This is a genomic window from Streptomyces sp. NPDC001108, assembly GCF_053598535.1.
This window is the reverse complement of record NZ_JBSFKL010000001.1, coordinates 740,299-753,513: the sequence shown is the minus strand read 5'-3', so window position 1 is coordinate 753,513 and position 13,215 is coordinate 740,299. Positions and strand designations below refer to the sequence as shown.

Annotated in this window: 12 protein-coding genes and 1 pseudogene; 11 read left to right on the top strand and 2 right to left on the bottom strand. The window is 74.8% G+C overall.

Annotation, left to right across the window (positions count from 1 at the left end; translation table 11 throughout):
• Positions 1–196 precede the first annotated feature (196 nt).
• The 7 genes and pseudogenes from ACWC97_RS03345 to ACWC97_RS03315 all read left to right on the top strand — a co-directional run.
• On the top strand, positions 197–1,327 hold the full coding sequence (locus tag ACWC97_RS03345; protein WP_450647158.1) for a cytochrome P450: 1,131 nt from the start codon (positions 197–199) through the stop codon (positions 1,325–1,327).
• Entirely contained in the window at positions 1,324–2,124 is an 801-nt protein-coding gene (locus ACWC97_RS03340; protein WP_352274195.1) for an enoyl-CoA hydratase/isomerase family protein, read from the top strand. Before ACWC97_RS03345 ends, ACWC97_RS03340 begins: the two co-directional genes overlap by 4 nt.
• Before the next feature lie 370 nt (positions 2,125–2,494).
• Positions 2,495–4,690, top strand: coding sequence for an MMPL family transporter (locus ACWC97_RS03335; protein ID WP_450647156.1), 2,196 nt, complete (start codon positions 2,495–2,497; stop codon positions 4,688–4,690).
• A gap of 98 nt (positions 4,691–4,788) precedes the next feature.
• Entirely contained in the window at positions 4,789–6,036 is a 1,248-nt protein-coding gene (locus ACWC97_RS03330) for a sensor histidine kinase (RefSeq protein WP_450647154.1), read from the top strand.
• Positions 6,033–6,713, top strand: coding sequence for a response regulator transcription factor (locus ACWC97_RS03325; protein ID WP_450647152.1), 681 nt, complete (start codon positions 6,033–6,035; stop codon positions 6,711–6,713). Before ACWC97_RS03330 ends, ACWC97_RS03325 begins: the two co-directional genes overlap by 4 nt.
• Positions 6,714–6,902: 189 nt before the next feature.
• On the top strand, positions 6,903–7,700 hold the full coding sequence (locus tag ACWC97_RS03320; protein WP_450647150.1) for a VOC family protein: 798 nt from the start codon (positions 6,903–6,905) through the stop codon (positions 7,698–7,700).
• A 5-nt stretch (positions 7,701–7,705) separates the two neighbouring features.
• A pseudogene (locus tag ACWC97_RS03315) lies at positions 7,706–8,341 on the top strand (phosphoribosyltransferase); the annotation flags it as partial.
• Positions 8,342–8,387: 46 nt separating this feature from the next.
• Here the strand turns inward: ACWC97_RS03315 and ACWC97_RS03310 are convergent.
• A complete protein-coding gene (locus tag ACWC97_RS03310; protein ID WP_450647148.1) occupies positions 8,388–9,914 on the bottom strand; it encodes an alpha/beta hydrolase in 1,527 nt (508 codons plus the stop codon).
• A gap of 349 nt (positions 9,915–10,263) precedes the next feature.
• Between ACWC97_RS03310 and ACWC97_RS03305 the strand changes: the two genes are divergently transcribed.
• The 4 genes from ACWC97_RS03305 to crcB all read left to right on the top strand — a co-directional run bounded on the left by ACWC97_RS03305 (position 10,264) and on the right by crcB (position 12,474).
• Positions 10,264–11,163 carry a GNAT family N-acetyltransferase gene (locus ACWC97_RS03305; protein ID WP_450647146.1) on the top strand — a complete coding sequence of 300 codons (900 nt, stop codon included), beginning with the start codon at positions 10,264–10,266 and terminating at the stop codon, positions 11,161–11,163.
• Between the two features lie 113 nt (positions 11,164–11,276).
• Positions 11,277–11,690 (top strand): fluoride efflux transporter FluC, encoded by a 414-nt coding sequence (locus ACWC97_RS03300; RefSeq protein ID WP_450647144.1) that lies wholly within the window; start codon positions 11,277–11,279, stop codon positions 11,688–11,690.
• Positions 11,687–12,103: a DUF190 domain-containing protein gene (locus tag ACWC97_RS03295; protein ID WP_450647142.1), complete on the top strand. Its 417-nt coding sequence runs from the start codon at positions 11,687–11,689 to the stop codon at positions 12,101–12,103. The genes ACWC97_RS03300 and ACWC97_RS03295 overlap by 4 nt, the downstream gene beginning before the upstream one ends.
• Positions 12,100–12,474, top strand: coding sequence for a fluoride efflux transporter CrcB (gene crcB, locus ACWC97_RS03290; RefSeq protein ID WP_385203119.1), 375 nt, complete (start codon positions 12,100–12,102; stop codon positions 12,472–12,474). Before ACWC97_RS03295 ends, crcB begins: the two co-directional genes overlap by 4 nt.
• Positions 12,475–12,673: 199 nt before the next feature.
• Here crcB and ACWC97_RS03285 read toward each other — a convergent pair whose 3' ends face one another.
• Positions 12,674–13,120 carry a hypothetical protein gene (locus tag ACWC97_RS03285; RefSeq protein WP_450647140.1) on the bottom strand — a complete coding sequence of 149 codons (447 nt, stop codon included), beginning with the start codon at positions 13,118–13,120 and terminating at the stop codon, positions 12,674–12,676.
• Between the last annotated feature and the right edge of the window lie 95 nt (positions 13,121–13,215).

Sequence of the window (13,215 nt, the reverse complement as noted above, 5' to 3'; positions counted from 1 at the left end):
CGCGCTTGGGCGGCATATGCGGAGGGGTAGGTTCTGCCGGTAACCATGAGCCCAGGTCAAGGAACTCTGCGTGAGCGCTATACGTGGCACCGACAGTCACCCTGAAGACCGGCGTGCCCTCATCTCCCTCCTCAGACGTCTCAAATCGCCCGAGGGGCAGGCTGATCCCTACCCTCTACTGGCCCGGCTCCGGGCCATGGGCGATGTCGTGCGCGCCCCCTGGGACGCGTACTTCGTGACGGGTTACGACACCTGCAGCGAAGTGCTGCGGGGCCGGAACTGGCTGGCCCCCGACTTCGCCTGGCAGGAGCGGCAGCCGGACCCCGAGCGCTGGCAGGCCGCCGCCACGCAGGAGATGACCAGGACGCTCTCCCGGCTCAACGCCCCCGAACACACCTGCCAGCGCCGCAGCCTCGGCAACCTCTTCGACCGGTCGACGATCGAGCGGCTGACCCCGCTGGTCGAGGAGCACGCCACCCGCCTCCTGGACGACCTGGCCGACAAGCTCCGCTGGGGCGAGGCCGACTTCGTCAGCATCGTCAGCGAAGAGCTCCCGATCAGCACCATCGGCTCCTGGCTGGGCATCCCGCCCGAGGACCACGCCCACATCCTGGAGATCACCCACAACCAGGTGCACGCCCAGGAGCTGCTGCCCACCAGGAGCCAGCTCGCCGTCTCCGCCGGGGCCACCCTCCAGCTGCGCGCCTACTTCACCGAACTGGTCGCACACCGCCGCGCCCACCCCGGCAACGACATCCTGACCGGCTGGATCCACCACTGGGACGCCCGCGAACCGGACCGCGCGACGGCCGACGAGATCCTCTACCGGCTCACCATGTTCGTCACCATCGCCTCCCTGGAGACCACCGCCACCCTGCTGTCGGCCATGGTGGACCTGCTGCTGAGGGAGCCGGGCCGCTGGGAGTGGCTGGCCCGCAACCCGGGGCACATCGACGCCGCCGTCGACGAGGTGCTCCGCTACGACCCGCCGATCCACATCAACACCCGGGTGGCGGCCGAGGACACCGTGCTGGCGGGCGTTCCGATCGCCAAGGACAGCATGGTCCACGTGATGTACGGGGCCGCCAACCACGACCCTCGGCGCAACCCGGACCCGGACGCCTTCGACATCCGGCGTCGCGGCACGCATCTGACCTTCGGCGGCGGGGTGCACTACTGCCTGGGCGCCGCCCTCGCCCGGCTGGAGGCCCGCACCCTCCTGACCGAGCTGCTGAAACGATTCCCCACCCTGCGTACCGTCGCCCCCGCCGACTACGCCTCCCGGCTGGTCTTCCGCCGGATCGTCTCGCTGGGCGTGGCGGCATGACGCTTCCGCCCCCGCCGTACGTACCCCCGCCCCCGGCGTACGCCCCCGCGCCGCCGCGGCCGAGCACCCTGCGGGCCGAGCGGGACGGCGCCGTGCTCCGGGTGGAGCTGGACTCCCCGGGGACCGGCAACGCGGTGACCGAGGCGATGCTGGACGACCTGCTGACGGTGCTGGCCGTGCCCGATCCGGACGTCCGGGTGCTGGTGCTCAGCGGTGCCGGGGACGACTTCTGCCTGGGCGGGGACAGGGGCGAGTTCGCCGACTGGCTGGACGCGGACCCGACCGGCCGGGGCATCCGGATCGCCGGTGAGAAGGCCCGCCGGGTCTGCGAGGCGATCTCCACCAGCCACGCCGTCACCATCGCCCGGATCCAGGGCCGGGCGATCGGCGCCGGGCTCGCCCTGGCCCTCGCCTGCGACCTGCGGGTGGGCGCCGACACCTCCGGCTTCCGGCTGCCGGAGCTGGCGCTCGGGCTGCCCACCGCCTGGGGCGGCGTACTGCCCCGGCTCATCCACGAGGTCGGCGCCGCCCGCGCCCGCGAGCTGATCCTCACCGGGCGCGCCTTCGACGCCGCCGAGGCGCACGAGCTCTCCGTCCTCCAGCGGATCGTGCCCGAGGACGGGCTGGACGCGGCGGTCGCCGCCTGGACCAAGCCCATCGTGCGCCGCCCCGAGGCCGCCCTGCGGGTCACGAAGGCCCTGCTCAACTCGTACGCGGCCCCGACCCGGCTGGCCGATCCGGCGGTGCTCGACGCGGAGCTCATGGCCACCGTCGCGGCGGCGACCCGGCGCCGGTAGCCCACGCCCGGCCGCCCGCGCGGCTCCGGACACGGCACACCACCGCCGTCCGGGAGCCGCGCCGCCGGGTACGTGGAGCCGCGCCGCCCGGTACGTACGGAACGGCCCGCGCCGGCCGGACCGCGCACCGCGCGCGGGCGGGCCGGATCGCGTACGGGCCGGTCCGGGTGTACTGCACCGGCCGTAGAGGCGGCCTGCACCGGCCGTAGCCCGTACTGCCTGCGGGCGCACGACGACACGGCATCCGTTCTCACGAAGGATCGAGGCATCCCTCCGGCCCCGCCGCGCCCCGGCGCGGTCCCGGCACGGCCGGAGGGCGGCACCCGCCGCAGCCCCTCCGTCCGATCCAGAGAAACCGGAGCGCCCCTTCGTGGCCACCTTCCTCCACCGGCTGGGCCGGCTGTCCTTCCGAAGGCGCCGGCTCGTCGCCCTGCTCTGGGCCGTGCTCCTGGCCGCCTGCGCCCTGGCCGCGGCCAAGGCGCCGACCGCCCCCGACGACGCGTTCTCGATGCCCGGGACCGAGTCGCAGAAGGCGTTCGACCTCCTGGACCGGCGCTTCCCGGGCGGCAACGCGGACGCCGCCGACGCCCGGATCGTCTTCGTCGCCCCCGAGGGACAGAAGATCACCGCGGGCCCGAACCGGGCCGCCGTCGAACGCGTCGTCGCCGACGTGGCGGACGGCCCGCAGGTCCGGACCGTCCTCGACCCGTTCACGTCGGCCGGTGCGGTCAGCGCGAACGGCACGACCGCGTACGCCACCGTCGCCTTCACCGCGGTGCCCGCCGAACTCACCGACGCCGCCACCGACGCCCTGCACGACGCCGCGGCGGCCGGGCGGCGGGCCGGGCTGACCGTGGAGACGGGCGGCACCGCCCTGGCCCCGGAGAGCGAGCTGGGCGGCGCCACCGAGGTCGTCGGGCTGGCCGCCGCCGCGGTCGTCCTCCTCGTCACCTTCGGCTCGCTCGTCGCGGCGGGCCTCCCGCTGCTCACCGCGGTAGTCGGCGTCGGCATCGGCGCCGCCTCGATCGTGGCCGTCGGGATGTCCACCACGACGACCACCCTCGCCCTGATGCTGGGGATCGCGGTCGGCATCGACTACGCCCTGTTCATCGTCTCCCGCTACCGGACCGAGCGCGCCGAGGGCCACGGAGCCGAGGAGGCCGCCGCCCGCGCCACCGGCACGGCGGGCTCCGCCGTCGTCTTCGCCGGGCTCACCGTCGTCATCGCCCTGGCCGGCCTGTCCGTGGTCGGCATCCCGATCCTCACGAAGATGGGGATCGCCGCCGCGAGCACCGTCGTGGTCGCCGTCCTGGTCGCGCTGACCCTGCTGCCCGCCCTGCTCGGCTTCTTCCCGCGGGCCGTGCTGGCGCGCGCCGGACGCGGGGACCGGCCGGGCCGGAGGCGGCCGCGCGCCGACCGCCCCGCGCTGGGCGTCCGCTGGGCCCGTGCGGTGGTCCGGCGCCCGCTCGCCGTCCTGGTCCTGGCCGTGCTCGGCCTCGGGCTGATCTCCGTACCGGCGCTCGACCTGCGGCTCGGCATGCCGGGCGACGAGGCGCAGCCCGCCTCCACCACCCAGCGCCGCGCCTACGACGCCCTGGCGGACGGCTTCGGCCCCGGCTTCAACGGGCCGCTCACCGTCGTCGTCGACGCGAAGGACGCCGCCGACCCCAAGGGCGCCGCGGACCGGGCCGGGAAGCGGATCGCCGCCACCGGGGGCGTCGCCGCCGTGACCCCCGCCGCCTTCAACGGGGCGGGTGACACCGCGGTTCTCACCGTCGTGCCCACCACCGGGCCCAGCTCCGGGGCCACCGCCGAACTGGTCCACGACCTCCGCCGCACGGCGCGAGGCCTGGCCGCCGGCACCGGCGCGACGATGCTCGTCACCGGCACCACCGCCGTCAACATCGACCTGGCGCAGAAGGTGAACGACGCCCTGCCCACCTATCTGGCGCTCGTCGTCGGCCTGGCCTTCCTGCTCCTGATGATCGTCTTCCGCTCGCTGCTGGTCCCGCTCAAGGCCGCGCTCGGCTTCCTGCTGTCGGTGGCGGCGGCCTTCGGCACGATCGTGGCGGTCTTCCAGTGGGGCTGGTGCGCCGACCTCCTCGGCATCGAGCGGACCGGTCCCGTGGTGAGCCTGATGCCGATCTTCCTGATCGGGGTGGTCTTCGGCCTGGCCATGGACTACGAGGTCTTCCTCGTGACCCGGATACGGGAGGCGTACGTGCGCGGGGAACGCCCCGGCGCGGCGGTCGTCACCGGCTTCCGGCACAGCGCCCGGGTGGTCGGCGCGGCGGCGGTCATCATGATCGCGGTGTTCGCCGGTTTCGTCGGGATGACCGACCCGATGATCAAGATGGTGGGGGTGGGGCTCGCCGCGGCCGTCCTCTTCGACGCCTTCGTGGTCCGGATGACGCTCGTCCCGGCCGTGCTCGCCCTGCTGGGCGACCGGGCATGGTCGCTGCCCGGGTGGCTGGCGAGGATCCTGCCCGAGGTGGACGTCGAGGGCGAGGCGCTGAACCGCACCGCCCCCGGGGCGACGCCCGCGACCGAGCCCGTGGCCGCATGAGCCCGCCGTCCGGCCGGGGCTCCCGGTGCGTGGCCCGGCCGGACGGACCGGGAGAATGCGGAGGAACCGGCAGGTACGGGAGAAGGGAGAGGGCGCGCGTGTTCACCGAAGGGCGCCAGTGGCTCCACCGCCACCCGCGCACCGCGGACCTGCTGGCGGCGGTGGTGCTGTGGGGTCTCGCGGTCTTCGCCGGCACCCTTGCCGAGGGCCGGATCGTCCGGGCACCGGCGCCCGGATTCGTGCTGGCCGCCCTGGTGCCCTCCGCCGTCCTGGTGCTGGGCCACCGCCGCTGCCCGCGCCTCACGGTGGTGGCGACCACCGTGACCGGTGGCGCCCTGGGGCTGATGGGCAACCCCGGCTCCGGGACGTCCTTCGACCCCAACACGAGCGTGGTGGGCGCCGCCCTGGTCGCCCTCTACCTGCTGGCGCAGCGCACGACCCCGCGTACGGCCGCGGTCTACACCGTCGGTTCGGCCCTCGCCCTGCTGGTCCTCTCCACCGGCTGGGGCCGACCGGCGCTGCTCAGGGGCGACCAGCTCGGCCTGGTCTCCTCGGTCCTGCTGGCGGGGGCCCTCGGTGAGCTGGTACGGAGCCGGCGCGACCATCTGGCGGCCGTGGAGGCCCGCGCCGAACTGGCCGAACGCACCCGCGAGGAGGAGGCCCGGCGGCGGGTCGGCGAGGAGCGGACCCGGATCGCCCGCGAACTCCACGACATCGTCGCCCACCACATCACCCTCGCCCACGCCCAGGCGGCGACCGCCGCGTACCTGCTGCGCAGCAAGCCGGACCGGGCGCAGCGGACCCTCGACCAACTGGCGGGCACCACCTCCTCCGCGCTGCGCGAGCTGAAGGCGGCCGTGGGGCTGCTGCGCAGCGACGGCGATCCGGAGGCCCCGCTGGAGCCCGCGCCCGGACTGGCCCGGCTGCCGGAGCTGATCGCCTCGTTCGAGCAGGCGGGTCTGGCGGTGTCGGTCCGGGTGGAGGGCGAGGTCCGCCCGCTGCCGCCGGGCGCCGATCTGACCGCGTACCGGGTCGTGCAGGAGGCGCTGACCAACGTCACCAAGCACGCGGGCGGCGCGAACGCCTCGGTCCGGCTCGTCTACGGGCACCGGGTGCTCACCCTGACCGTCGTCGACGACGGTCACGCGCGACCGGCCGCCGGAACCCCGGGTTACGGTCTCATCGGCATGCGCGAACGGGCCCGCTCGGCGGGCGGCCGGCTGGCCGCCGGACACCGGCCGGGCGGTGGCTTCGAGGTGTCCACCGAGCTTCCGCTGGCGGAGCCGGGCGGGGCCCTCCCCGGAGAGTCCGGGGAAGGGGACGACGACGGGAGGACGGCGCCGTGACCATCCGGGTGCTGCTGGCCGACGACCAGGCGCTGCTGGCCGGAACGTTTCGGCTGCTGATCGAGTCGAATGACGACATGGAGGTCGTCGGCGTCGCGGCGGACGGCCGCGAGGCGGCGGAGCTGGCCCGGACCACCGTCCCGGACGTGGTCGTCATGGACATCCGCATGCCGGGTACGGACGGTCTCGCCGCCACCGAGGAGATCTGCCGCGACGAGACGCTGCGGAGCACCCGCATCCTCATCCTCACCACCTTCGAGATCGACGAGTACGTCACCCGGGCCCTGCGGGCGGGCGCCAGCGGCTTCCTCGGCAAGGACGTCGGCCCCGAGGAGCTGCTGGACGCCATCCGGACGGTGGCCGCGGGCGACATGCTGCTGTCGCCCACCGCGACCCGGTCCCTGATCACCCGCTACCTCGCCCGCCCGGAGGGCCGGACCGCCGCCCCGGCGCCGCTGGACGTCCTGACGGCCCGGGAGCGCGAGATGATGGCGCAGGCCGCCGAGGGGCTGTCGAACGACGAGATCGCCGCGCTGACGCACGTCAGCCCGTTGACCGTGCGGACGCACATCGGCCGCGCGATGGCGAAGCTGGGCGCCCGGCACCGGGCCCAGCTCGTCGCCATGGCCTACCAGTCGGGCCTGGTCCGGGTCGACCCGCCGCAGGACCGGGGGTAGCGCCCCGGTACGCGCGGCGTCAGATGCGGTGCATCGCAGGGCGCAGGAATATCCGCATACTGGACATATGCGGATGTTCCGGCAGTGCGGCGAGGTGCCGGAGCTGTCGTTGCGCGCCCGCCAGGGGTTGCGGGACAGCCCTCGGCGTGAGGAGCCGGGCCATCCACCCGATCGGGAAGGAGTCAGGCCATGGCCGCACTGCCGGAGGGCACTCCCTGCTGGGCCGACGCGATGTTCGTCGACCTGGAGGCCGCGAAGCGCTTCTACGGGGACGTGCTGGGCTGGACGTTCGGTGAGTCGTCGGCGGAGTTCGGCCACTACACCCAGGCGTACGCCGACGGGAAGGCCGTCGCCGCGCTGATGCCGCCGATGCCCGGGCAGGACGCCCCGTCGGCCTGGTGCCTCTATCTGGCCTCGCCTGACGCCGACGCCACCGCCGAGAAGATCCGCGCGAACGGCGGCGAGACGCTGATGGACCCGATGCGGGTCGGCGACTTCGGCACGATGCTGATGGCCCGCGACCCCGGCGGCGTGGCCTTCGGTGTGTGGCAGGCGGGCAGTCACGAGGGATTCGGGGCGCGCGGGGTGCCCGGCGCGTTCTGCTGGGCGGAGATCTTCACCCGGGAGCCCGCGAAGGCCGACGCCTTCTTCCCCGCCGTCTTCCCGTACACCCTGCGCGAGATGCGGGACGAGCACATCGACTTCCGGCTCTTCAACCTCGGTGACGAGACCGTCCTGGGCCGGATGGGGTTGGGCGAGGATTCCCCGCCCGAGGTCCCGTCGTACGTGAACGTCTACTTCGCCGTCGCCGACTGCGACGCGGCCGTCGCGAAGGCCACCGAGCGCGGCGCCGTCCTCCGCCACGGCCCGCAGACCATGCCGTTCGGCCGGTTCGCCGCGCTGACCGACCCGCAGGGCGCCGCGTTCTCCCTCATCGACGTGGAGACGACCGAGGGTGCCGTGCCCGAGACCGCCCCGGTCTCCTGACCGCCGTGCTGTTCGTCGACCGCGCCGACGCGGGACAGCAGCTGGCCGAGGAGCTGCGCGATCTGGAGCGGGAGAACCCGGTCGTGCTCGGCCTCCCGCGCGGCGGCGTCCCGGTGGCCTTCGAGGTGGCGCAGACCCTCGGCGCCGAGCTGGACGTGATCGTCGTCCGCAAGCTCGGGGTGCCGCACCACGAGGAGGTGGCGTTCGGCGCCATCGGCGAGGACGGGGTACGCGTCGTCAACGAGGACGTCGCCGGTCCGCTGCGGGCCGGCCGGCCGGAACTCGCGGCGGTCGAACGCGTCGAGCAGGCCGAGCTGGCCCGCCGGGCCCGGGTGTACCGGGCGGGCCGGGCCCGGGTGCCGCTCGCCGGCCGGACGGTCGTCGTCGTGGACGACGGCATCGCGACCGGCGCCACCGCCGAGGCCGCCTGCCGGGTGGTGCGCGCCCAGCGGCCGGCCCTGCTCGTGGCGGCCGTACCGGTGGCGGCCCCGGAGGCGCTCGAACGGCTGCGCCGGGTCGCGGACCGGGTGGTGTGCCTGTCGGCGCCCCGGCTGTTCCACGCGGTCGGCGAGTGGTACCGGGACTTCTCGCAGACCCCCGACGAGGACGTGCTCTCCCTCCTGGCCCGCGCCCGCAGCGGCGGCCACCCCACACCGGGCTGCGACTGACCGCCCCGCGGGGCGTGTGTCAGCCCGTGCAGAGGATGTCCCGCTCCGGCCGCTTCCCCGTCGTCAGGAAGGTGGTGACGGCGCGGTCGCCGCAGGCGTTCCCGTTGGCCAGGTACATGCCGTGGCCGCCCCGGTCGACGGCGACCATGCGGGCCCGTCCGCCGAGGGCGGTGCGCAGCCGCAGGGCGCCGGAGTAGGGGGAGTACGGGTCGCGCAGGCCCTGGATCATCAGGATGTTGGACGGCCCCCGGTCGGTGACCGCGACCGGCTTCTCGGCGGGGGCGTCCTTCCAGAAGGCGCACGCGTTGATGTTCGCCGGTGCCCCGGCGGTCAGCGGATGGGCCACCCGGTCGGCGGCGACGGCCCGCCGGTACTCGGTGACGGTGCCCCGCCAGCGCACGTCGTTGCAGACCACGCCCATCGCGACCGTCGCGTCCGCGTCCGGCAACGGCCCGCTCAGCGCGGCGGGCAGCACCGGCTTCGCCGCGCCGTCCCCGCTGTCCCCGCTCCCGTCCCCGGCCGCCCGGACCAGTTCCGCGAACCCGGTGAAGGAGTCGTCGGAGGCCAGCGCCAGTTGGAGCGCCTGGCGCAGCCGGTTGCCGGTCAGCGGAACGCCCGGAGTGGTGGTCTCCACCGGCTCCCGGTCCAGCCGCGCCGCCAGCGCCAGCACCAGCGGCCGCACGTCCTCGGCCCGCCGTGCGAGCCGCAGCCCCGCCGCGTCCCGGGCCGGGTCGGCGGCCCAGCGCGCGAAGTCGGGGAAGCGGTCGTCGACCCCCACCGCCCCACGGGCCATCCAGCCCTGCTCGACCAGCGCCGGGTCCGGGTCGTCGTTGCTGTCCAGGACCCAACGGTCCGTGTGCTGCGGGTACTTCTGCGCGTACACCGCCCCCACGTAGGTGCCGTACGACACGCCCCAGGCCGAGAGCCGCTCCTCGCCGAGCGCCTGCCGGAAGCGGTCGATGTCCCGGACCTCGTTGGCCGTGGTGAGGCTCCGCAACAACGCGCCGCCGTTGCGGGCGCAGGTCTCGGCGGTGCGCCGGGCCCGGACCACGTTCTCGTCGATCGAACCGTCGGGGCCGGGCCAGGACCGGATGTTCACCAGCTCCCGGTCCTCCGGTCCGAGCCCGCAGCCCGCCTTCGCGCTGCCGCCGGTCCCGCGCGGGTCGAGGCTCACGACGTCGTACCGCCCGCCGGTCTCCCGCCGTAACGCCGCCCCCGTCTCCGTCACCTCCCGCACCCCGGAGCCGCCCGGCCCGCCCGGGATCACCAGCAGCGTCCCGCGCCGTTCGGCGGGCCGGTCGCTGCGGACCCGGGTCACGGCGAGGGAGAGCCGCGGCCCGTCCGGATCCCGGTAGTCCAGGGGTACGGGCAGCTCGGCGCACTCCTGCCCGGCCGGTCCGTCCGCCCGGGCGCAGGGCTGCCAGGAGAGCGCGGGCACGGAGTCGGCGGAGGCGGCGGCCTCCGGGGGCGCGGCCCCGGTGAGCAGGGTGACGGCGGCGGTGGCGGACAGGGCGACGAGCGCGGCGGATTTTCGGTGACTCCTCATGCCCCACAGCCTGGTGGGGTGCGGCCCTCCGGCCCATCCGGCAGCCCGGACGGAGACCGGTGGGGCTGTCCCCCGGAGGGCAGGGGGGTGTGCTCGCGGAGGTGACGGGTGGCGGGGTACGTGCCTCGTCCCAGGGGTGGGGCGGGACGCGAGAAACCTTGGACGGAACCGGGGTTGATCACCTACTCTGTGGCTCCACGCCCTGAGACGGACGGAAGGAGGCGAGTGCCGTGCAGTTCACGTCTTTCCCGCGCTCCCTTTTCCGTTGTCCCCGCGTGGTCCGCGAATTCTGACGAGTTCCGAATTCCGGCCGGGAGCGCTCCGAGCAGCCCTTTTCCCGGAGGAATCCATGACCGACACGGTCATTCGCACGCTCTCCACGAGCGATGCCCATCTTTTCGACGCACTCCCCGACCCGCTCGGCGCCCGTGAGAGCCATCGGCGCACCCGGTTCCGCACCGAGTGGATGCGCGTCGCCCTGCGCGGCGGCGAGGTCGTCGCACGCGGTGCGTGGTGGGGCGGCCCCGACGACCAGGAGCCCGTCAACATCAACTGGTTCGACGTGGCCGAGGGCGAGGAGGCGGCGGGCGCCGAGCTCCTGCGCTCCGCTCCCCGGCAGGTCGAGCTGGAGTTCAACCTGCCGGGCGGCTGGCAGGACGATCCCGGCCTGCGCGCCGCCGCCGACACCCGCTTCACCGCGGCCCGGGCCGCCGGGTACGAGCTCCTGGCGGAGCGCTTCCTGTACCGCTGGACCCCGGACCACGGCCTGCCCGAGCGGCCCGGACGGCTGAGCTTCGGGGCCGAACCCGACGACGCCGTGTTCTTCGACGCGCTGCGCGACATCCACTCCGCCACCCTGGACGCCCACGCGCTCCAGGCCGTCGCGGAGGGCGGCCTCGACCAGGCGGCCCGGGAGGAGCTCGACTTCTTCCACTGGTGCCCCTCGCCGAGGGAGTGGTGGCAGACCGCGTACACGCCGGAGGGCGAGCTGGCCGGGATCCACATCCCCGCGCACAACCCGTCCGGCCCGACCATCGGCTTCATCGGCGTCGTACCGGGGCAGCGCGGCCGCGGCTACGCCTACGACCTCCTCGCCGAGTGCACCCACTTCCTCGTGGAGCGGGGCGCGGAGTTCATCAGCGGGGCGACGGACCGGGGCAACTTCCCGATGGCCGCGAACTTCGCCCGGGCCAGCTTCCCCGTCGTCCGCGAACGCGTCAACTTCCGGCCGCCGGCCCCGGCGGTGTAGGCCAGGGCCCGGGGCCGCGCGCCGGGGACGGGACGGCACCGGCCGTCCCCGGCGCACGGCCGCGTACGGCGGCGATAGCCTGGTGGGAGGAGCAGGCAGGAGATCTCGTGTCCATGGGAACAGCCCCGAACCGGCAGGGTCCCGTCGTCGCGGTGGTCGCGCTCGGCGGTGCGACCGGCGCCTGCGCCCGGTACGGGGCGTCGCTGCTCTGGCCCACCGCCGCCACCGGTTTCCCGTGGACGACGCTGGTCGTGAACGTGGTCGGATGCGCGGTGATCGGCGCGTTCATGGTGGTGATCAGCGAGGCGTGGTCGGCGCACCGGCTGGTCAGGCCGTTCTTCGGCACGGGAGTGCTCGGCGGGTTCACCACCTTCTCCACGTACGCGGTGGACATCCAGCGTCTCGTCGACGGCGGCCGGGTCCGTGCCGGACTGGGGTACCTGGGGCTGACCCTGCTCGCGGCGCTCACCGCGGTGTCGGGCGCGGTGTGGGCGACCCGACGCGTACTGGCCTGGAGGCGGCCATGACGACCACACCACGGACGGAACGGGCCCTGCGCCTGACGGTCCTCGTCGGCGAGTCCGACGGATGGCACCACCGGCCGGTCTTCACCGAGATCGTGCACCGGGCCCACCGGGCGGGGCTTCCGGGCGCCAGTGTGTTCCGGGGGATCGAGGGGTTCGGCGCCTCCTCGATGATCCACACCCAACGGCTGCTCTCGCTGAGCGAGGACCTGCCGGTGGCGGTCGTGATCGTCGACCGGGAGGACCGGATCCGCGCGTTCCTGCCGCAGATCGGGGAACTGGTGGCGACCGGCGGACTGGTCGTCCTGGACGCGTGCGAGATCGTCCGCTTCGACGGCGACGGCGACGGCGACGGCGACGACGGCGACGGCAGCGAGAGCGAGAGCGGTAGCGGTGAGGGGGAGCGGGGCCGGTGAACTGGCTGCTGGTGATCGTCGGGGCCTCGGTCGGCGCCCCGCTGCGCTATCTCACCGACCGGGCGGTGCAGTCCCGCCACGACAGCGTCTTCCCCTGGGGCACGTTCACTGTCAATGTGGCCGGGTCGCTGATCCTGGGCCTGCTGACCGGCGCGGTGGCGGCCGGCGCCGCCTCCTCGCACGTCCAGCTGCTGATCGGCACGGGACTGTGCGGGGCGCTCACCACGTACTCGACGTTCAGCTACGAGACGCTGCGGCTGGCGGAGGACGGGGCCCGGTCGTACGCGGTGGCCAATGTCGCGGGGAGCGTGGTGGCCGGGCTGGGCGCGGCGTTCGCCGGGGTGGAGCTGGCGCACGCCCTCTGGGCCTGAGCGCGGCCGGCGTCCCCTGCCACCGCGATGCGAGGCGGTGGCAGGGGAACGCCGTTGGGGAGGAGCCGTCACCGGGCGCCGGGCGATTCAACCCGTGGTGCGCGCCGGAGCGGTCCGTCAGGCGCCGACGCTAGGCAACCGCGCGCGCCCCGGCCCCGTCACCACGCCGCGCCCCGGCCCCGCGCCACCCCAACGGCGGTCAGCGTCCCCGGGGGAACGCGGTGCGCAGCGCGGCGCCCCGGGCCAGGAACGCGATCCGGACGACGGGCAGGACGCAGACGGTCTGCACCGCCGTGTACCAGAGCGGGCAGACGCCCGGGACGAGGTCGACGCCGACGATCGCGACCGGCATGATCCCGGCCAGGGTGCGCAGCCGTTCGAAGGCCCGCCGGGAGCCCGGCCGGTCCGGGCCGTCCCGGAACGCGGCGACGGTCAGCCGGTGCATCACCACGGCGACCAGCGGCAGCAGCGCCGCCCGGACCCACATGAACGTGTTGACCGGGTGGCCGCCGGCCGCCACCGCCGCGACGGCCACCAGCGCGACGGCGCCGAGCACGCCGTACGCGGTGACACAGCCGGTCACCCGGGCGGCGGCGTCCCGGAGTCCGGGGGTGGTGCGGGGCGTGGAGCAGGTGTCGGTTTCCATGCCCCTGACGCTAGGGAGCGCCCGGTGGTCCCGGTACGGGGCCGGCCCCACGGAAGAGTGGGGCCGGCCCCACTCCCCGGCGGCGGGCGGGCCCG

Bases quoted from the DNA above. Each gene is read 5' to 3' on its own strand.
- ACWC97_RS03300 (WP_450647144.1), top strand. From the start codon at position 11,277: ATGGGAACAGCCCCGAACCGGCAGGGTCCCGTCGTCGCGGTGGTCGCG.
- ACWC97_RS03345 (WP_450647158.1), top strand. From the start codon at position 197: ATGGGCGATGTCGTGCGCGCCCCCTGGGACGCGTACTTCGTGACGGGT.
- ACWC97_RS03285 (WP_450647140.1), bottom strand. From the start codon at position 13,120: ATGGAAACCGACACCTGCTCCACGCCCCGCACCACCCCCGGACTCCGG.
- ACWC97_RS03295 (WP_450647142.1), top strand. From the start codon at position 11,687: ATGACGACCACACCACGGACGGAACGGGCCCTGCGCCTGACGGTCCTC.
- ACWC97_RS03340 (WP_352274195.1), top strand. From the start codon at position 1,324: ATGACGCTTCCGCCCCCGCCGTACGTACCCCCGCCCCCGGCGTACGCC.
- ACWC97_RS03320 (WP_450647150.1), top strand. From the start codon at position 6,903: ATGGCCGCACTGCCGGAGGGCACTCCCTGCTGGGCCGACGCGATGTTC.
- ACWC97_RS03305 (WP_450647146.1), top strand. From the start codon at position 10,264: ATGACCGACACGGTCATTCGCACGCTCTCCACGAGCGATGCCCATCTT.
- ACWC97_RS03310 (WP_450647148.1), bottom strand. From the start codon at position 9,914: ATGAGGAGTCACCGAAAATCCGCCGCGCTCGTCGCCCTGTCCGCCACC.